This is a genomic window from Flexilinea flocculi (assembly GCF_001192795.1).
In the GTDB taxonomy this organism is placed as follows: domain Bacteria; phylum Chloroflexota; class Anaerolineae; order Anaerolineales; family Anaerolineaceae; genus Flexilinea; species Flexilinea flocculi.
Genome location: NZ_DF968181.1, coordinates 508,055 through 529,036, shown reverse-complemented (window position 1 = coordinate 529,036; position 20,982 = coordinate 508,055). Strand labels below are relative to the sequence as shown.

The following is a 20,982-nucleotide window of genomic DNA, read 5'->3' as shown; positions in this document are numbered from 1 at the left end:
GATGGGAAATCAGTCCATTCAACGCATCAATGGATTATCTGGTAAATCGGAGATTACCAGTTCGCCATTTCATCTTCACAATTAGTCTGAAGACTCTTCAAAGCATCTTCGATCGATACAACACCGCTCCAGGCATTGGAAAGATCCTGACATGCCATGTCTTCGATAATACCGGCGGTCGGAGGCAGGTTCTTGCCATATTTGCCGACAATATCGACCATGTATCCGAAATCAGGACGTTTTTCAGCCATTGCTGACAATACTGTTGTGTGCGGCGGAATACCGCCAGCTTCTGCATACAATTTTGCAGCTTCTTCAGTGTATAACCAGGCAATCCAACGAGCAGCTTCTTCTTTATGGTTACTGAATTTACTGATACCAACACCCAGTGTATGGTTATAAGCAAATCGGCCATTCGGTCCAGCTGGCGGAGCTACGACAGCAATCTTGCCATGAATCGGAGAATCTGCTGCATCCAAAGTGGCGTAAGCTGCATTCCAGTGAACGGAAAGGGCTACCTGTCCGGCTAAAATCGCTTCATTGTCTTCTGCATATTCACCGGTAACTGAACTCGGAGGAGTTAATCCTTTTTCAAAGCTGGTCTTCCAAATTTCCAATGCTTTCACAGCGGCATCATTATTGAAAGAGACTTTTCCATCGGCATCAAACCAGTCACCACCAAAACCCCAGTAGCAGTTTGTCCATAAGAACGCAGTCGGTCCCATAACTTTACCATGTGTAAAGTTACCATACTCTGTAGGAGAATCCGGATTATATTTCTTTGTGAAGAAGAAGGATGTGGCAAGATAGTCTTCCCATGTCCATTCATCAGGATTCTTCGGTGTCATTTCTACACCCATCTGTTCCAGACTGATTTTCTTGTAAGTTTCCTGCCAAGCCGGATCAGTAAGCAGCTGATCCATATAATCAGAGCGATAATAAAGGAAGTGCGCGGACATATCCATCGGAACTCCATACAGCGTTCCATCCATGCCACGGAAACCGTCAACTGCTGCTTGAATTCTGCCGGTAGTATCGGATCCCCAAATATTCACTTCGGGATTATCCAGGTACGGCTGCAATGGTTCCATAAAAGTATAATATTTGCCCAGCCAGCGGGAAGCCGTAAAGAACAGATCGACATCCGAAGAACCGGCAGTCATTAATGCTTCCTGTTTCAGCATAATCTGATCGCGGCCAAACAGTTCCTGTTCTACCTTAAATCCGGCTTTTTCAGCGAGATTTGCATTGAAATAATCAAGAACGACCTGCATCGCATCGGATTCGGGACCCGGCCAATAAACCATGCGGACGGTATATAAATCGTCTGCAGCAGAAACAGTGATGACAGAAGCCAAAAGGACTGTCAAAAGTAGAAATAATACAGTTTTCTTCATTTTTTTCTCCTTATTAATAATCCCGGAGTTTTCGTATTTCACAATTCCGGGTTGTGTCTAATCCTCCCAACGAAATCGCAGCGGAAAGTCCCGTGTGTAAAACGAATGGGTATACTCCACGATTTGTTGCGCTTTTCCCCATACCGAAAAGAAAACCTCCAATAAAGGCGTGCCTTCCTTGATAAAATATCGTTCAGCTTCTTTTTTGGACGAGATATACGGCAAAATGATCGACTGCGTGTAAAGTCGTTTTACATGATATTTATTAAATAGAAACTGATATAGTGACGTCCCGGGGTTATACTCGTCAGAAAGCGCCGGATATAATCCCAGAGGAAGATATGCGGTTTCAAAAGCAACACTTTTTTGTTCAATTTTACGAATTCGTTCTACGATGTAATAACGGTTATCCGGATAATTATCTTTGGAAAAATTGAGTTTATTAATAAAGTAATTCGGCAAGTCGTCAATAATTCCCACTTTAATCACTTCGCTGGATGTTTCCAGTCCCAGTTTTTGACAACGCTCGGTAAACCCGCCAAAGCCGAAAGTATTCATTTGCGGATATGGAGATACAAAGGTTCCGATGCCATGCCTGCGGTAAATGAGGCCCTTCCGTTCTATTTCGCTGAGAGCTCTCCGAATTGTCAACCTGCTGACCTGATATTTTTCCACCAGTTCGTTTTCAGAAGGCAATTTTTCACGAGGCAGGTATTTTCCTGCAACAATGAGCGATTCTAAATCATCTGCAACTTGAAAATAAATCGGTGAATGTTCCGTCATTCTGATTCTCCCCGCCTGACTTGTTAACACATTATAACAAGTCCGATGCCGATTCTCAAGGAAGTATGTCATGTCTGTCAATGACATTTAGCAAATTCAATTATTTTATAAACTTGAACAATCTAATGGTGAATTCTGTCATTGCGAGCCCCACAGGGGCGAAGCAATCTCCTGTCAACTGAGAAAAGATTGCTTCGTCGGGCTTATGCCCTCCTCGCAATGACAGATCGCCAAACGAACCATACCGTGGTAAATCCTGTCATTGCAAACCACCCAAGGGGAAATTCTGTCATTGCGAGCCACACAGGGGTATAGCAATCTCCTCAAACTGAGAATAGTAACGCTACGCCTGATGGCGACTGAGATAGCCAACAACCGCGCCCTTCCTCTGCCTTCCGCTAAAGTTACTTTTCTCCCCCTGCATAGTAGAGGGTTTATTTCTTTAATATCTAAAAAAAGAGCGCCTCTTCCTGAAGATGAATTCAGGAAAAGGCGCTTTCTATCCGGCTGATCTGCAATTCGCAGTACTTAATGGATCGCAGTTATATCATAAGGAGTCTGTTGATAGACATAGTAATTCAGCCAGTTGCTGAAGAGCAAATTGGCATGGCTGCGCCAATACATCATCGGTACTGCTTTTGGACTGTTGCCCGGGTAATAATTTTCCGGAATATCCGGATTGAGCCCAAGTTTTACATCCCGCTCGTATTCTTTTGCAAGAGTCAGACGGTCATATTCCGTATGTCCCTGAATGAAGAATTGTCTTCCGTCTTTACTGGCAGAAATGGCAACTCCGGCGATATCCGAAATCGCCAAAATTTCCAAATCAGGGCAACTTTCAATATCAGACTGGCGGACTTCGGTATACCGTGAATGCGGCATATAAAAGATCTCATCGAATCCACGCATCAACGGGTGATTGTTCACGATTGGACGATGTGTATAAATACCTGATATTTTCGATTGACGGGGATATTTATTAATGCCATAATGATGATACAAAGCAGCCTGAGCGCCCCAGCAAATATGCAGCGTTGAATAAACATTGACACGAGACCAATCCATCAGCATACAGAGTTCATCCCAATAATCAACCGCTTCAAAAGGCATGTTTTCAACCGGCGCTCCTGTAATAATGAATCCATCAAATTTATTGCCGCTAACCTGATCAAAGCTTTTATAAAAAAGGTTCAAGTATTCTGGAGATGTATTTTTCGAAACATGCGTTGCCGCCTGCAAGAACTCGATATCCACCTGAAGCGGTGTATTACTCAATAATCGCAGGAGTTGGACTTCGGTTTCCATTTTTGTTGGCATCAAATTGAGTATCAGAATTTTTAGCGGACGAATATCCTGATGAATTGCCCGCTGACCATTCATCACAAAAATATTTTCATTCTCCAGCCTTTCAGCAGCCGGATGATTATCTGGAATCGTTATCGGCATCGAATTTTCCCTTTCCCTTTCGCGTTAACGAACAGACTCATAAGTTTGAAAAGCCTGTTCCAAATCTGCAATCAGGTCATCGATATGTTCAGTACCAATAGAAAGGCGGATGGTATTCGGTTGAATTCCCTGTTCCATTAATTCGGACTCAGTCAACTGTGAATGGGTAGTGCTTGCAGGATGGATTACAAGGCTTTTCAAATCGGCAACATTTGCCAATAAAGAGAATATCTTCAAATGATCGATGAAAGACATTGCTTCTTTGGCGCCTCCGCGAATATTGAATGTAAAGATGGAGGCTCCACCATTTGGAAAATAGCGCTGATATAGCTTGTGATTGGGATGATTTTGTAAAGACGGATGGTTGACGCTTTCAACTTTGGGATGATTTTTAAGATAATCTACCACTTTCAGCGCATTTTCGACATGTCGCTCTACTCGTAAACTGAGCGTCTCCAAACCCTGCAGAAATATAAAAGCATGGACCGGAGCAATCGCTGCTCCAGTATCGCGAAGAATAATTGCTCTCGCCTTGGTAATATATGCCGATGATCCGGCTGCTTTTGTAAAGCTTAGCCCATGATAGCTGGGATTTGGCTCCGTTAATGAAGGGAATTTGCCGCTTCCCTCCCAGTCAAACTTTCCGCTATCAATAATTACTCCGCCAATGGCAGTGCCATGACCGCCAATAAATTTCGTTGCAGAATGAACAACGATATCAGCACCAAGTTCAATCGGACGCAGCAGATAAGGTGTCGCAAACGTGTTATCAACAATCAATGGAATTCTGTGTGCATGCGCAATTTTTGCCACTTTTTCAATGTCGATCAGCGTTGCATTGGGATTTCCGATTGTTTCGATAAAAATCGCCTTCGTATTTTCCCGTATGGCATTCAGAAAACTTTCTTCCTCATCTGCATTGACAAATGTGGTTGAAATTCCATAATCCGGAAGGGTATTGGCAAGCAGATTGTAGGTTCCGCCATAAATCGTTTTTGATGAAACAAGATGATCGCCTGCTTTGCAAATATTCAGAAAAGCATAATAAACAGCAGCGGCTCCGGATGCGAGCGCTAATGCACCGACACCACCTTCGAGGGCTGCTATCCGTTTTTCAAAAATCTCCTGTGTCGTATTGGTTAATCGTCCATAGATATTACCGGATTCTGAAAGGCTGAATCGTGCGGCAGCTTGCGCAGTATCCTTAAAAACATATGATGTGGTTTGATAGATCGGCACGGCGCGGGCGTCTGATGCGGGATCCGGTTCTTCCTGCCCGATATGCAGTTGTTTTGTTTCAAATTTCCATTCATTTGATGCTGCCATGGTGTTTTCCTCTTTGTGCTGTTATTGTTTATTTCAAGAATCATGATTTGATTGCAGATGGGTAATAAAAAACGGAATCCTTTTTTTGTGGAGGATTCCGTTCGTCGAATAATACCATTATCCCATCTTAACAGGTAATATCAGAATGGAATCCTCCCACGCATATCCATAGGCAGTGATACCATCATCGTCTTTTGGAAATCATTCACAAATAAGTGACTCAAATACATTCCAGAATTACCTTCCGTCTTAACCAATACTGATCTATTCCGTCTTTGATCAATAAGGAGATTATATAAGACAGCTCCATGTTGTCAAGGGCAAAATTGTGGAAACAATGATTCGAAAAAGAATAACTACTATTTTCCTCTTTTTATTCGAATGGTTAATCCATATTTGGAATTGCTGTTGTCCTTTTTGTAGACAACAGAAGACATTTTCTTCTCATCGGCATGTTTATCTTTAAACCGGATAACCAGGGACGATCATATCAGGCTGATGATCGATTCGAACATGTAAGAAGCCATCCTGATCTGATCGGGAACATGCGAAAAAGAGATCATCGCCGGGCATCCAATTACAGATTTTTGAAAAATAACAGGGAATATCCGGCACTACATTCAACGTTCCTACTTGATCCGTTGAAACCCAAAGCAAACTACCTTCATCCGATTCGGTGAGAATTTCCGGTTTCCGATCCAGGAATCCCTTGAATATCGATACTTGAATTCCATAAGCTTCATTTTCATCTGCATGAAGGATACCGCATAGGTACAACGTCTCCATATAAATGCCGCTTTCTTCCTGCAGTTCTCTCCTGGCAGACTCAAGGATCGTTTCACCCCGCTCAACATGGCCGCCTATCCCATTGTAATAGTTCGCAAAGAACTTCTTGTTCGAAGATCCTTTTAATAACAAAACTTGATTTTTGCAGAAAACAAAAATCAAGCTTCTGGGGATGACCTGATAACGCATAGTCTAAAACCAGAATCTTAAGAAATCGGTTTTAAACAGAATCCCGATGACAATGATTACAAAAATGACAACAAATATACACCCGCATCCACAGCCAAAACATCCATTACCATATCCAAATTTCTTTTGAAACCAGTCATAAACCTGTTTCACCAGGAATAACTGAAGCAAACCGCTAAAACATCCCTGTCTGTCATCGTTCATTTTTTTACTCCGAAAAAAAGTTATTTCATAAGAATTGAAAGGAACGATTATATTTCATGTTAGGTTATCGAATATCCACTGTCAGCGAATAGGCTGCCGGATTTGCTTGACTTACGACTTCGACCAAGTAATCTTGCGTAGCCGGCAATGATAAGCTTATCCCTGTCTGATGCGCATTATGATCCAAATAAATCATTCCTGTTCCTACTCCAGATATACGTAAAAACGCCTGGGGTGTTGCACCGCTGTTCAGATTGACGCTCATCGTTTTACCGGCAGCAGCATATACCGAATAACTGACTACGCTGTAACTGCCGATCGATCCATTATAGGTCTGCCAATATGTATTCGCAGGGAATACGATTCTTGCCGGAATAATCACCTGAAAAGTAAAATCAGTACCCTGATCCAGACCTACAATATCGATATAATACGTTCCCGTTTTAGGCAGAACCATATTCCAGTATGTGTATTGATTCACTGCAGATAGATACGAAATTCCATTGCCGTCAGAGATATCCAGAACGGCAGTGTTGTTGGACGAGCGAAGCATCACGATAAAATTCTGGTTCGCCATGGCATACAGGCTATATCGAATCGACTCGTTCGCAGGGACAAAGCCGGAAATTACTGCAGACGTCGTTCCAGGATTGAATTGAATCGTACCTCCATTTTGCTGGTAGTTCGACTGAATCGGCAGCGGCTGAATCCAAGGATTCCATTTTTGTTGAATTGGAGGAATGATCACTTGAAAAGCATAATTCGTTCCGGATGCCCATCCGGACATCGGGCCATAAATATCGATGTAATAATAACCGGTATGAGGAAGGATCATGCTCCAATAGGAACTGCAACTCTGCGGACTCAGATAAACGGTGCCATAATCATCAGTGATCCCAAGGATTGCGCTGCCAGTATCCGATCCCAGTGAGACGATCATATTTTGTGATGCCATTGCATATAACTGATAACGGATATGGGAATCAGTTGATATATAACCTGACTGCCAGGATGATATTTCTCCTGCTTTAAATTGGATCGTCAATGGTGTCGATGTGACTGCGGCCTTTGTTTTTTGAACTTCGCAAAAACAAAAAACGAAAAGAAATACACTGAATAGGATGAGGTTTTTTGATTTCATTGGATTCTCCATCAGATCCTGAAAGTATTGATAAATTCATAACGTTTTTATAATGAAAAATGATCCGATTCCTTTTCGATCATTCGAAACATGGAGCAGTAATCAAAAATTAGGCAGCGATTCGAAATATAGACTTGTTATTCGATTCAATCGCAGCAATTCCTATGAAAATAGAATTCAATTTTCGGTATCAGATGTGTAATTTTTTTCATCTGCTGTTCGAATTATTGATTGATCTGTCATTGCGATCATAGAGAAGCAATCTCATTCCGGATGGTGCTCTGCCCTATATGTGGCGCGGAGATTGCCACGCCCCTTCGGGGCTCGCAATGACAGGTTCCTTATAGCAATTCCTATGAAAATAGAATTCAATTTTCGGTATCAGATGTGTAATTTCTTTCATCATAATTCGAAATACTATATGAAATTTCAAATTGCTGATATCGCATTGTTTTCGCAGTTTAACTCCATCTGATTAAAAATACTGCTGGGAAGGCAGTCATCATCAGTCTTGAAGACTGATGATGACAACGAACTCAACAGGATCATTTTCAGATCGGATTTCGATCAAGTATTCCTGCGCCACAGGAACTTCGGTTTCCCAATCAACGGGGGAAATCAATGCATTCTGATATATTCTTCCGGTTTCTGAACCAGAAATACTCAACAGCGACCTATGATTTTCACGACTCTCGATATGGATCGATAGTTTCTGTCCGTCTTCTGCAGGTATCAGATAACGTTCACTCGAATTTGAGGGAAGTATTCCCGTCACAAACCCCAACTCCGTTTTTTCACCTATCCGCATCGCAGGCGGTATTTTTCTCAAAAATGTCTCGTCATATTCCGACACGGGTTTGAGCGTGATTCTTTGAAAATCCGAAAATCCAGTCCCAATCTCCGTTTCGCTTTCAGAGTTTTGAGGCGTAATCGGAATTGTCTCGATTTCGATCTGAACTATCGTTGTCGCAGTTGGAGAAATAATCGGGATAATTTCTACCGTCGGAATTTCATCCTTGTGTTTTCCTGAAATTCCTGATTCAACTTCAATTTCCGGTGTAAACGGTGAAATTGTGTCAGTCGGAGCAGGGGTATTGGTAACCACAAACGAACTGATCTGATTAGTCTGCGGAATCATCTCAATCTCGACAACCGGAATCGGCGTTTCAGTCATTTCAGATCTAAATGCCGGTTCTGATAATTCCGCTGTCCTGGTCGTGGAAGAGACAATCGTCGCCTCAGCTATCAGCGGAAACTCTATAGATAAAGGAGTTGAATCTGCCACCTCCATAGTTTTCAAAGTTGTTGAAATTGGGGTGAGTTTCACCGTAGGTACAGTTTGTATAGGCAGAGGCGTCTCTGTCATTTCAATCGTCATAGTTTCTGTAAACGTTGCTGTCGGTTCCTCTGGCGCTGATGTTTCTGTGGAAATCATGGTCTCCGTCGGTTCGATGGCAATCGCTTCCGTAAACGTTACTGTCGGTTCCACCGGTGCTGATGTTGCCGTGGGTAGCAGGGTCTTCGTCGGTTCGATGGTCATAGTTTCTGTAAACGTTGCTGTCGGTTCCTCTGGCGCTGATGTTGCCGTGGGTAGCAGGGTCTCCGTCGGTTCAATCGTCATCGTTTCCGTAAACGTTGCTGTCGGTTCCATCGGTGCTGATGTTTCTGTGGAAATCATGGTCTCCGAAGGTTCAATCGTCATCGTTTCCGTAAACGTTGCTGTCGGTTCCACCGGTGCTGATGTTTCTGTGGGAATCATAGTCTCCGTCGGTTCGATGGCAATCGCTTCCGTAAACGTTGCTGTCGGTTCCACCGGCGCTGATGTATTTTCAGGGCTGGAAATCAATTGAAGGCTCACCAGTGAGGAAGTGGCTGTCGGGATATTTTCTCCGGAGATCATCAGAGATGTGCTAGTCATCAAAATTTTCGGTCGGATTTCAGTATCACCTGCCATTGCTGTTATGGTCTTTTCGGCAATTTCGGCAACTTTTGTTGCTTTTGCAGCTGAATTTAACACTGCCTGATCAACAGAATTGATCATGTTTTCCCATCCTGACGACAGGGTCTGTTGGAATTCACCGCCTGAACAAGCTGAAAAAAAGCAAATGAAAATCAATAGACAAAAAAATAACCATCTCTTGATAAATTTTATCCGTTTCATAACCTGCCTCACCAGTAATTCCTACGAAAATATAATTCAATTTGCATTATTAGATGTGTAATATTTTCATTTGTTATTCGAAACATACAAAGAATTCTTTGTTGTTCTTAATTGATTCGAAAAGTCAATCCATATTTTGCATTGATGCAGCCTCACTTGATTGGATTTCGAAATTTAGGTAGGAGTATTTAATATTCTCACTGTATTCGATAGGACAGTCTGCATTTCATAATATTGCCAATTATGCGAAATAAAGAAAAACCTTTTAAGAAAAGAATGAAAATTATTTATGATATCGGTTTACGCAAAGCGTAAAAACGCCTTCGTAACAAGTTTTCTTTCCTTATTCAAAAGACAAGTAACAATTTCCAATAGCAGGCTGTCAACAGACAGCCCCAACATATAATTTACTTTTGATTCTTAATTTCCGCTAAAGTATCCTCGATTTGCGTCCAAATTTCTGGAATTTTTTCGTATAACGTTGAAGCATTAAAGACATTTCCAAAGCCATCCGCCAGTACAAGGCTGTGAATATTCCAATCTGCTGGCAATTGGACAGGACTGATATACTTCCGCAACCCTAATGACTGGTAGATTTTTGAATTGGCATTATCCTGATAGTATTGATCCGCCGCAGCGGATTCCTGAACCGGCCAGCCATCTGCCACCAATGCCAATTCATTAATATTTTCATCCTTCATGAGCCAGGAAAGAAATTGCCAACTGGCAAATTGTTCTCTGGCAGTTGCAGTAAAGATTCCTATAGAGGTTCCGGTCGAATAGATCTGCGGATTACGGATTTTTCCATGATCGGTCGCTCGCGGATAAGGTATTAACTCCCATTCATCATCCCGGTTCATTGCATGATTCTGGAAAGCCATCCTCTGAAGTTGAATATCTGCAAATGATCCGGAATAAAATAAAGCCATGTGATCAGAAAAATAATTATACGGTTCTGATAACCTGCTCTGCCAGAGGCAGCCTTGATTAAAAAGATCGCGCAACCATTGAGATACTGCAATAAATGATTCTGAGTCCGTGTTTTGCGGAAAATTTTCCAGAGTGGAATTTACAGCTCTGCGATTAAGAAGCCAGCTCATCAATGTATTTTCATTAGTAGATAAAATCCAGCCGCCTGTTCCATTATTTTGAGGATCAGAATCATTGTTGAGAGCATCTCGTGCAGCGCAAGATTGTTGTGAAAAATCATCCATCGTGACAGGTGGATTCGAGAAACCCAGTTCCTGAGCCCATGTCTTGTTATAAAATAACCAGAATGGATTATGCCATAAAGGCAATCCGATCAGCAATCCATTGAATCGTTCCTGACTTAACATCGGATCCATGATCGGAGTTATCCCCATTGCATCAAAACCCCATACCGGGTGATTCATATAATCTTCTAAATTGACAAGAGGTATCTTTTCTGATTGCCATTGTCTCAACCAGAAAGAATCAGAAATGATCAGATTCGGCAATGATCCTGAAAAAGCATTTTCCACCACCCGTTGATTCAAATCGATATCCGAAAGTTCGGCAGTCAGAAAAACTTTCAATCCATATTCATTTTCATCATTAAATTTTGCTACCAGGTATTCCAGTTCCTTTTTTACTTTATCGCGCTGTCCATGCCATATTTGAATTTCCATCCCGGTGATTTCTTCGGTGCTCAAGTCAAGATGGGGAGGAAAGGGTGTATTCGTAGGTAGAGGTGTCGGCGTAGGTACCGGCGTATCCGAAGAGACTGCAGACGTTGCAGTTAATACAGGTGTTTGTGTCGGGACAGATTCAACGGTTCGGCAGGCAGAAAACAGAGATAATGGAATAAGGAGCAAAAAAACGATGCCATGAATTCTGGATTTTTTGTTATTCATACTGAATAAAACAGCCTCTCATGCGCAACGGATGTAAAATCATTGTGACCGGGGAATATAACCGTATCATCAGGAAGCGTCAATACTTTTTCATGAATACTGCGAAACAATGCTTCGGTGCTGCTGCCAATCAAATCAGTTCTGCCATAAGATTCATAAAATACAAGATCGCCACTGAACAACCATCCAGCTGACTTGCAGTAAAAGCAACAACTTCCGGCAGAATGCCCTGGCGTATGCAAAACCTCAAATTCGTAACTACCCACACGAAGCGCCATTCCGTCTGATAAATAAATAGAAGGTTTTGGACAATCCACCGAAGTTCCGGGATTGCCGGCTTTGGCTACACCGTGAGCTGCTCTGATCGCCTCATCCCCTGGATGCATCGCGATGGGTACCGGCGGATTCATCTGATTGGCCAAATACGCCAGCATTGTATGATCAAAATGAGCATGGGTCAGCCAAATTGTCGTTAATCTCCATTCTTCAGCCTGAATCTTTTCCAAAGCATCCCGGAAGCCATAGGATGGATCAATCACAATACATTCTCCTGTGCTTCTATCCGCCAGTAAATATGTGTTATTTTCCAGAAAACCGGCAACAAAAGGAAACATTTTCAAGTTTTCAAATTCATACGGTTGAATAATCACAGGATCCTCAGTTCTCGCGGATAATCCGTAATATTTTTGCAGCCATCTTCCGTAATTACAATATCATCTTCAATACGGATACCACCACGTCCCGGTACATAAATTCCGGGCTCATCGGTAAAACACATGCCTGGTTCCAGTATCTGTTGACTTTCCGCAAACATATACGGATCTTCATGCGCTTCCAATCCGAGTCCATGTCCTACTCTATGCGTAAAATATTTGCCATAACCTGCTTCCTGAATCACATCTCTGGCAGCTTTGTCAATACTTCCACAGGTAACTCCCGGTCTGGCAGCCTCTGAAGCAGCTCGATTTGCTTTTTCAACTGTACGATAGATTTCTCGCTGACGTTCTGAAACATCTCCCAGACCAAAAGTCCGGGTAATATCCGAACAATACCCCTCATAACGGGCACCCCAGTCAAAAAGAAGCAGATCACCGCTTTGCAATACACGGTCACTGACAGACGCATGCGGATCAGCAGAGTTCGGTCCGCTGGCAACAATCGGGCTGAATGGGAAATTGGGATCACAACCTGCTTTCAACAACTGAATTACCAGTTCTGAAGCAATTTCTTTTTCTGTGACACCTGCTTTCACGATTTTTAAGGTTTCATCCAATGCTGATTGTGCGATAATTGCAGCTTTTCGCATGCAAGAAATTTCTTCATCAGTTTTATGCAACCGGAGTTGTTTAAAAAGCGATTCACCGGAAACAATTTCACAATCTGGAATCGCCCGTTTAAGGAAATCCGTTTCAAGAAATCGGAAATGATTTGGTTCCACAGCGATTCTTTTTCCTTTTAAGCCCAACGCTTCACCGGCTTGGCGAAATGCTTTTTCCCAGTTCGAAGGATTATCGTCAAAAGGAAACGGTGTAAATGGAATCGCGGATTGCTCCATGGAACCGAGTTCAAAACCTGCAATGACCAATGCCGGTGTTTGATGGGGTGTAATGATGAGTGTAGTCGGTCTCTCCATTAAATGCTTGTCTTTGCCTGTCAGCCAAATAAAACTCGGGCTTGGAATCAAAGCGATTGCGTCAAAATTTTCTTTATTGATCAATTGTTCAATTTTTTGTAATTTTGAATTATTCATCATCTCTTCCTGATTAAATTAATTACAGAATTCATTTACCAGCCATGAAAGGCCCTCTGGATCGACAAGTGATGTTTCTAATAGCCGGGCTGATTTTGAAAAATAATTGCACGCTTGAAAACGCAGGTACTCATTGGTTTTCAGAATTTCACCATAAGGTTTGGCATCTTCCTGTCTTCCAGTCAGAGCATATCCCATCACCAATGGAATCCATTCGACACGATCCTCTGCGGATTCACCTTTAGCCAGCGCTTCATCAGCAATGTCAGCCAAACCATCCCAATCCTGACGTTGCTGAGCAAGAGACATCTTTTCATAATAATAGCACCATCCATGCTCTGGTTCTTCTCCAAAAAATGCTTGCGCAGGAATGTGAGCCTCTGCATCCGGAATAATGCGGTCTATCTTTGAATAGGAACCGATTTCCACAATTTTCGACCATTCATCCGGTGAATAAACCGGATTTGAGCCATCGATCACCTGCAGGCAGGATTTTTCGGTGGGTTTCGTCAGCGCCAACAGATTGTTATAGTCTTTCCAGACATAAATTTCGCGAACAGTCCGATCCGTAACCAATCCCATCTGAGCATTGCGGATGGATCCTGTATTGAGGACTTCACTTCCAACCGCCGTATGATCACGTTCAGGATAGTAAATTAAGTTAATCGGTGAGAAAACTTCATAGTCTTCCTCAGGTGAAAAACCGCCAGGATTGGCGATAACCAATGTATATTCTGAAATATCCGGAGCACGCCAGGATAGCTGCCACCAGAAGTCCTTGGTTAATCGAGTCTGCAGAATGTGATTTTGCTGGTTGATACGCTGCGTCATCACGGCGGTGAGAACCATCAAGGCTATGAGCACGGTTTTCACCCATTCAACAGAAATCAGTCCAATCAATCCGAGAATAAACAGAATGGCACAGAGTGATCCCGGATACGCAAATCTGTCCAGGCTCGAACTGAAAGTAATTTCTCTTTCAGCAAGAATTAATGGCGTGATGGTCATCACAACGGAAAAAAAGCCCGCAAAGAGCCACTGAATCTGCCATGAAATTTTTTTATCTTGCTGTTCTTCCATTCCATGGTTCAATACAGCTTTTTTTTCCTGTCTGATCAGTCCGAAAAATGGAATCAAAAAAAGGAAAACCGCTGCGGAAGCCAGAACAACAGCAGGCCAGAAATCCTTCACATTTGTACCATTCAGGACATTATAGGGAGGAACAGTCCAGGATCCAAAAATAATCTTGGCAGTGTTTTTAATCAGCTTTGCCAGTAATGAGAGTCCGACATACTTCGGGTGCTGGAATAATGGTGTCAGAACACTCTCTACATCCGTGCCATGTCGGGAAGCCTCAAACAGAAAACTGCGCCAATAGAAGAAAATAGCAGCTCCGGCTAACCATGGAAGAAACACAAGCACAGTTTTGCGGATGGTTTGAAAAATCGTTTTTTGCGAATGATTGTAGATGTAAAGACCGATCAGGAAAAAACGCAAAGCTTCAAGTCCAATGTAATATTCCATCAGAAACATCTCGATAAGAGCTAAAAGGACAGAAAAGAAACCAGAAAGGACTTGCAGAGATCGCTTTTTGATCTGAAAGATAAAAATTGAAAGCCAAATCGAAGCGCAGATGCTCAGCATTGCCAATTGATGCGGAAGATAAGCGATTCCGTCGACTTGGCGCAAATATCCAGGAAAAATCAGAAAGAAAGCAGCTGCACAAAATGCAGCGCCTCGTCTTCGAGGCCAGATCAGGATCAATGTTTCAAAAAAACATAATGCACTGAGAAAACGACAGGCAAAATTGTATAACAGATAAGGGAACGGATCCGGTCCAAACAGCGTATAAACCCAGCTCAGCAGATAACCGTCAGCCGGTCTGTCGCTTGCATAATGCCGAATCAGCATTTCAGCGCCTTGCGTGAATGCATTGTAAACATTATTCCAATCATCCCGATAGTAGCCAATTTCTCTCATTCCCGGAAGATAGATCATCCCGGCAACCATCAGCAGAATCAGGTACAACACAAATTTTCTCGTTAGAATTGGACGAATTTTTTCTCGCATCAATTTTTATAAGTCCTTCTTATTTTTTCTATTTCCAGCTGTAATTCGATTTTTGACTTGCTATTCGAATCAATCGGGAAAAACTTGTTGTTTTGAAGTTTTTGCACTGAGCGTAAAAACATCACAACAATAAAGAATCCTAACTATATTTCGACTTCCTGTATTTCCATTATAAAACAGCATGGAATCACTAAGGTGTTTTTCTTCAGCAATTCGAAATATGAATTAACTTTTCAAATAAAAAAAAAGAGTCCTTTTCATTTTTCAGATTACTGGTGTTTTTTGCTTCTAATCAATTTTGCAGCAACGATGGATGAACCAAATCTACCGAAAGTAATCTGCAAACATTCATTCTTACTTTCAGTAGTTCGAAATATTGACTTTGCTATTCGAATCAATCGGAAAAAACTTGATAATTTAATATTTTTACGTTTCACGTAAAAATATTAAATTGACAAAGAATCTTCCCCATAAATCAAATTGCTGGCGCAAAAAAACAGCAAAACCGTTGATGATATAATCCTTGATAAATCCTGGCAGCCGTATTGCCATTATTTTTTCATTTCGAATTTGAGAGAACAATACGCTCTCGCCATTCGAAAAACCAATCTCAATTTTAAATTGTTGTTAATATTCGTGTTTGGAAGGATGTAATCAATATGAGTTATATTCCGGAAATCAATAAAGATTATCTCTGGTGGCGTGACGGAGTTATTTATCAAATTTATCCCCGATCGTTTGCTGATTCGAATGGCGACGGAATCGGAGATTTAAAGGGAATTATCGGGAAATTGGATTATCTTGCAGATCTCGGAGTTGACGGAATCTGGCTTTCGCCGATTTATCCCTCACCAGACTGTGATTTCGGTTATGATATTGCGGATTACAAAGATATCGATGCCAAATACGGCACATTGGATGATTTTAAAAATTTATTAAATGAAACCCACAAACGCGGATTGCACCTAATTATGGATATGGTGCTAAATCATACTTCAACGGAGCATCCATGGTTTCAGGAAGCGAAGAAATCAAAAGACAATCCATACCATGATTATTATCTTTGGCGGAATCCAGTCAAAAACGGGAAAAAACCGAATAATTGGCTGTCGACTTTCAGCAATAAAACAGCCTGGGAATACGTGGAATCATGCGGTCAGTATTACTATCATATGTTTGCAGAAGGTCAGGCGGATGTCAACTGGCGAAATCCGAAAGTTTATGAGGAAATGATGCAAGTGTTCCGTTTCTGGGGAGATCTGGGCGTCGACGGATTTCGGTTGGATGTCTATAATATGTATTTCAAAGACGACCAATATCGAGACAATCCGTTCCAATTCGGTTTGACTGCTTTCGATCGGCAAAAACATGTTTATGATTGTGACCAACCGGAGATGGATAAAGCCGTAAAAGATATAAGAAATATCATCGATACCTACAAAGATTGTTATGTCGTCGGAGAAACATTCTTAAGTTCGAGCGAAAAAATTGCCAGATATTGTGGAAACAACAAACTCATTGCGGCATTTGATTTCGCCTATACGCATTGCAAGTGGGACGCAACTGCATTCAGAAAAATCATTTCCAAATGGGAAGCGATGGAAAATGAGCCGATTTGGCCAACCTATGTATTGAACAACCATGATGTCATCCGATCCGCAACGCGCATTGGCTTGGGTGAATATGACGAGCGATTGAAAGCCGCGGCTGCCATGACGATTCTGCTGCGTGGAACGCCATTCATTTATTATGGGGAAGAAATCGGTATGCGCCAGACATGCTTGAGACATGAGCAAATCATGGATCCAATCGGTTTACACAATTGGCCTTTTAATAAGGGTAGAGACGGATGCCGTGCGCCGATGCAATGGAATAACCAAAGCAACGGCGGGTTCAGCAGCGGGACTCCCTGGAATGCCATTCATCCGGATTATCAAGAAAGAAACGTGAATGCGATGATCCATGATCCAAAATCGCTGCTCACCTTTTATAAAAATCTGATCGCATTGCGAAAACAAAACCGTGCGTTACAGATTGGTAGTCAGGAATGGGTAGATCCTAATAATGAATATGTCCTGTCTTTCATACGCAGAACCAAATCACAGACTGCGCTTATTTGCCTGAATTTCAGTCAACTGCCTGCGAAAGTCAACCTGAAAGCGCTGCCATCGGTCAAAAATTGGAACAAGAAATTTTCTAATAAGCCGGATAAAATCCAGACGATTGAAAACGGAAATCTCAAATTGGTCGGGGAACAAGTTGTTGTTTTCATTGGAAATAGCGGTTCATAATATGAAAAGGAAAGTCATTCACTGGGGAATTCCGGTTCTGTTGACGCTGTTATTTATTGCAGGAAGAATCACTGCCTATGGTCCGATGATTGATTCTGTCGCTGCTCATGACACAGAATCCTATTTCGCTGCAGCCGCTGCTGATTTCCCATCCATCGCATTTTTTGAACAGATGCGATCTGCAACACTGCCTCTTCTCATCAAAATCCTCAATCCGAGTATGGAACACACAATTTTAATTTTATCGGAACCATTTTTCGGAACAGAACCGAAACTGGCGGTACAGCCCGGGACTGAATCAATCATTCTTTTTCAGACCGTTTTTTCCATAATGGCATGGATTTTTTTCATCCTCATCCTTTGCAGCAGGTTGAATCATGCGATCTCAAAAGCGCTGCTTGCAGGGATCCTTTATTTTTTTGCATTCGTTCCTCAAATTGCAGATTGGGATGCGATTTTGTTGTCTGAATCGCTTTCTTTTTCGTTATTCCTGTTTATGATGGGAATTCTTGTGATTTTACAACCAAAAATCATAAGGAAGTCGTCTTTCCATGCGGCGGATTTGCTGCCTGTCCTTTTATTCCTCCTGGTTTCCGCTCTCTGGCTGTTTACCCGGGATACGAATGCGTATTTTATTGCGTTTCTGGCTATCATCTTTTTATTGACGGCTTTCATTTTATGGATTCGGAATAAATCGCTTCCGATCATAGCGATTCTTCTGACTATCCTGCTGAGCGGAATATTTGTTTTTCAGCAACACACTTTTAAAAAGAGCGAACGCTGGCTGTTGCCGTTTCTTAATAATATGTCCGCTAACGTATTCCCATATCCGGGACGGACTGCTTTTTTTGAAAAAAGAGGGATGCCGGTCAGTGAAGAAATCTTATCGCAAAGCGGATCAGCCGAATATAACCAACTCTATGATCAGACGGATTTCATCAAATGGGCAAAAGAAGACGGACTGGCTGCCTATACTGCATTTTTAATCGATATGCCGCTTTGGTCTGTACTGCAAGTCTATTCAAACCTCGACCTCTTTTTTGAAGAAAATCTGCAGCCATTTTTCTTTGGAGATGCCAGCGAGAAACCTCACTGGGCGGATTCTGTTGGTAACCTGTTACATCCGTTATCCGCTGCGACCATCCTGATTGATCTCTTGTTGTTATTGATCCTGATCCGAATCGCACTCGTGAAGAAAGATGCCTTAACCTGGAATTGGGCTGGATTCTGCCTGTTATTATTTGCAGGCGGCATTTTATTAATGTCATTATCCTTCCTGGGGGAAGTTCGTTCTATCTGGAGACATGTTCTCTGTGGAGTCTTTCCACTGCGATTAGTCCTGTGGATTCTGTGCGTTGTATTATTTGATCAGGTTCCCGCCATGAAATTCATGGCAAATTCTGCGCAACAATTCAAACAGTAGATTCGCTTTCCAGATAAAATTTCTGGTATTAATTACTGCACTTCGTGATATATCGCATAATAGAAAAATAATTCACAGACATATTTTTAAAAACACTATTTACTGCAGATATGTGCCAATATTACTTAGCAATTCGAAAAATGGAGAGAATTTTTCGTTGTTCTTGATTTGAAAAGCCAATCCATATTTCGAACAACAGATGAAAAATATTTCACATCCAATAATGAAAAGTGAATTCGATTTTCGCAGGAAATACTGTAGATTTCTCAAATAACGGAATATGACCGCATTTTCTGGTAAAATTTGATCAAAGTTTCTACAAATTCATCCCGATGGGATCGATAGGAGTCAAAAAAATGAGAAAACCAATGGTTGCAGGCAACTGGAAAATGAATAAGACCGTTGCTGATGCTGTGAAATTAATCAACGAATTACTGCCGGAATTACAGGCACAAACCGCAGTTGATCGTGTTGTTTGTCCTCCATTTACTGCATTATATAGTGTTTCAGAACTGCTGAAAAACAGCGGTATCGGATGTGGGGCTCAAGACCTTTTCTGGGAAGCCAAAGGCGCATTCACTGGAGAGATTGCACCCGACATGATCGCAGAACTTGGCGAATATGTCATTATTGGACACAGTGAACGCCGAACCTATTTCGGTGAGACAGATGAAAGCGTCAACAAAAAAGTACTGGCAGCCTTATCGATCGGATTAACCCCGATTGTTTGTGTCGGAGAGACACTGGCCGAGAATCAATCAGGACAGACTGAAACCGTCGTCACACGCCAAATTCACAACGGGCTGAAAGGTCTTTCAACCGCTGATGCAGAGAAAATTATCATCGCGTATGAACCAGTCTGGGCAATCGGTACCGGTCTGGCAGCGACTGGTCCACAGGCTAATCAGGTTATTGCAGATTACATCCGCAAGCCATATGCTGCAATGTACGGAGATGTTGCCGCACAAGCAATCCGCGTCCTTTATGGCGGATCGGTAAAAGGCAGCAACGCTGCTGAGTTCTTTGGTCAACCGGACATCGACGGCGCTCTGGTCGGAGGTGCAAGCCTGAAGAAAACTGATTTTATGGAGATTGTCAACGCTGCGGCAGTTTTATAACAGAAGCAGGAAAATAAAAAAGGGACGGAAAAATCCGTCCCTTTTTTATTTAAGGAAAAAATAAACTGGCATCGCACGCTTGGGTCTCTTCCTGGCACAAAAATTGCTCCATCAACAGAAGATCACATCATCGATCAATTCTTATGGGGGAGCTGATATGGCAAAAAGAAGAGCTCTGGGCGTTGACATCAGTCATTGGCAAGGAGAAGTAAATTTTTCAATGACGAAAAGAGCAGGCGCTTCCTTTGTGATAATTAAAGCATGTCAGAATCTTTGGCCTGATGATCAATTTGCCCGAAGTTGGGAAAATGCAAAAAAAGCCAATTTGCTGCGCGGAGCCTACCATTTTTTTGATATGCGAGATGGCTCAGCTTCCGCTAAAGAACAAGCCAGATATTTTGCCGATCTATTAAAAGACGACATGGGCGAATTGCGTCCTGTTCTTAATTTTGAAAGTCCCGGGATCAATGGATACCCTGAGATTCCAGAACACGAGGAATCTGTTCGTATTGTGACACAATTTATGGAAGCTTTCTACCAAAAGACCAATGTCTACCCTATGTTGTATACCAATCTATCCGGGGTCGAAAGACTTTCGCCTTTGAGTGATTTTTTGTCTTCAAAAGAACTTTGGATTGCCTGGTATTACACCAAATCCAGAACGCCTAAATTTGGCAGTTGGCCTAATTGGCGGATCTGGCAATATAAATCTACCGGCAATGGGCTTGCATTTGGCGTTGAATCCAGCGGATTGGATATGAATGCCTTTAATGGAACCGAGGAAGATCTATATCAGTATGCAAATTCACTGGGTATTTCCAGATCCGTTTTAAAGATGCAGAAAAGCTTCTTTTTTCCAAAGCATCCGTCCTCTGAATCGTCATTTCTCACAGATCCACAGTTAATCATACCGGAGAGGAATTCCGAAAAAGAATCGGCTGTAAAAAAAAATCCAGACTGTACTAGCCCCATATTTTCCTGAAATCGATTATTTCTCCTGTTCAATTTCGAACATGTTTTCCA

General features: G+C 42.1%; 16 protein-coding genes. 4 read left to right on the top strand and 12 right to left on the bottom strand.

Annotated elements, in window-relative coordinates; translation table 11 throughout:
* Positions 1-53 precede the first annotated feature (53 nt).
* The 12 genes from ATC1_RS07185 to ATC1_RS07130 form a co-directional block, all read right to left on the bottom strand.
* Complete coding sequence (locus ATC1_RS07185; RefSeq protein WP_062279737.1) at positions 54-1,397, bottom strand: ABC transporter substrate-binding protein; 1,344 nt, start codon at positions 1,395-1,397, stop codon at positions 54-56.
* A gap of 57 nt (positions 1,398-1,454) precedes the next feature.
* On the bottom strand, positions 1,455-2,180 hold the full coding sequence (locus ATC1_RS07180; RefSeq protein ID WP_062279735.1) for a GntR family transcriptional regulator: 726 nt from the start codon (positions 2,178-2,180) through the stop codon (positions 1,455-1,457).
* 528 nt (positions 2,181-2,708) lie between these two features.
* Positions 2,709-3,626 carry a homoserine O-acetyltransferase MetA gene (gene metA, locus ATC1_RS07175; RefSeq protein WP_062279733.1) on the bottom strand — a complete coding sequence of 306 codons (918 nt, stop codon included), beginning with the start codon at positions 3,624-3,626 and terminating at the stop codon, positions 2,709-2,711.
* 24 nt (positions 3,627-3,650) lie between these two features.
* Positions 3,651-4,952 (bottom strand): O-acetylhomoserine aminocarboxypropyltransferase/cysteine synthase family protein, encoded by a 1,302-nt coding sequence (locus ATC1_RS07170; protein ID WP_062279731.1) that lies wholly within the window; start codon positions 4,950-4,952, stop codon positions 3,651-3,653.
* A 462-nt stretch (positions 4,953-5,414) separates the two neighbouring features.
* The gene (locus ATC1_RS07165) at positions 5,415-5,927 is read right to left on the bottom strand and encodes an NUDIX domain-containing protein (protein WP_062279729.1); all 513 of its coding nucleotides are present in this window, start codon (positions 5,925-5,927) and stop codon (positions 5,415-5,417) included.
* Between the two features lie 3 nt (positions 5,928-5,930).
* A complete protein-coding gene (locus ATC1_RS07160) occupies positions 5,931-6,131 on the bottom strand; it encodes a hypothetical protein (RefSeq protein ID WP_062279727.1) in 201 nt (66 codons plus the stop codon).
* Between the two features lie 64 nt (positions 6,132-6,195).
* Complete coding sequence (locus ATC1_RS07155) at positions 6,196-7,272, bottom strand: hypothetical protein (RefSeq protein WP_062279725.1); 1,077 nt, start codon at positions 7,270-7,272, stop codon at positions 6,196-6,198.
* A 505-nt stretch (positions 7,273-7,777) separates the two neighbouring features.
* A complete protein-coding gene (locus tag ATC1_RS07150) occupies positions 7,778-9,313 on the bottom strand; it encodes a hypothetical protein (RefSeq protein WP_152024254.1) in 1,536 nt (511 codons plus the stop codon).
* Between the two features lie 527 nt (positions 9,314-9,840).
* Complete coding sequence (locus ATC1_RS07145) at positions 9,841-11,307, bottom strand: ABC transporter substrate-binding protein (RefSeq protein ID WP_062279721.1); 1,467 nt, start codon at positions 11,305-11,307, stop codon at positions 9,841-9,843.
* Entirely contained in the window at positions 11,304-11,957 is a 654-nt protein-coding gene (locus tag ATC1_RS07140; protein ID WP_062279719.1) for an MBL fold metallo-hydrolase, read from the bottom strand. Before ATC1_RS07140 ends, ATC1_RS07145 begins: the two co-directional genes overlap by 4 nt.
* Positions 11,954-13,057: a M24 family metallopeptidase gene (locus ATC1_RS07135; RefSeq protein WP_062279717.1), complete on the bottom strand. Its 1,104-nt coding sequence runs from the start codon at positions 13,055-13,057 to the stop codon at positions 11,954-11,956. Before ATC1_RS07135 ends, ATC1_RS07140 begins: the two co-directional genes overlap by 4 nt.
* An 18-nt stretch (positions 13,058-13,075) precedes the next feature.
* The gene (locus ATC1_RS07130; protein WP_062279715.1) at positions 13,076-15,127 is read right to left on the bottom strand and encodes a hypothetical protein; all 2,052 of its coding nucleotides are present in this window, start codon (positions 15,125-15,127) and stop codon (positions 13,076-13,078) included.
* Positions 15,128-15,786: 659 nt separating this feature from the next.
* Here ATC1_RS07130 and ATC1_RS07120 point away from each other — a divergent pair.
* The 4 genes from ATC1_RS07120 to ATC1_RS07105 all read left to right on the top strand — a co-directional run bounded on the left by ATC1_RS07120 (position 15,787) and on the right by ATC1_RS07105 (position 20,941).
* A complete protein-coding gene (locus ATC1_RS07120) occupies positions 15,787-17,418 on the top strand; it encodes a glycoside hydrolase family 13 protein (protein WP_062279712.1) in 1,632 nt (543 codons plus the stop codon).
* 1 nt (position 17,419) lies between these two features.
* Entirely contained in the window at positions 17,420-18,841 is a 1,422-nt protein-coding gene (locus ATC1_RS07115; RefSeq protein ID WP_062279710.1) for a hypothetical protein, read from the top strand.
* A 356-nt stretch (positions 18,842-19,197) separates the two neighbouring features.
* The gene (gene tpiA / locus ATC1_RS07110) at positions 19,198-19,959 is read left to right on the top strand and encodes a triose-phosphate isomerase (RefSeq protein ID WP_062279708.1); all 762 of its coding nucleotides are present in this window, start codon (positions 19,198-19,200) and stop codon (positions 19,957-19,959) included.
* 157 nt (positions 19,960-20,116) lie between these two features.
* Complete coding sequence (locus ATC1_RS07105; protein ID WP_152024253.1) at positions 20,117-20,941, top strand: glycoside hydrolase family 25 protein; 825 nt, start codon at positions 20,117-20,119, stop codon at positions 20,939-20,941.
* The last annotated feature ends 41 nt before the right edge of the window (positions 20,942-20,982 follow it).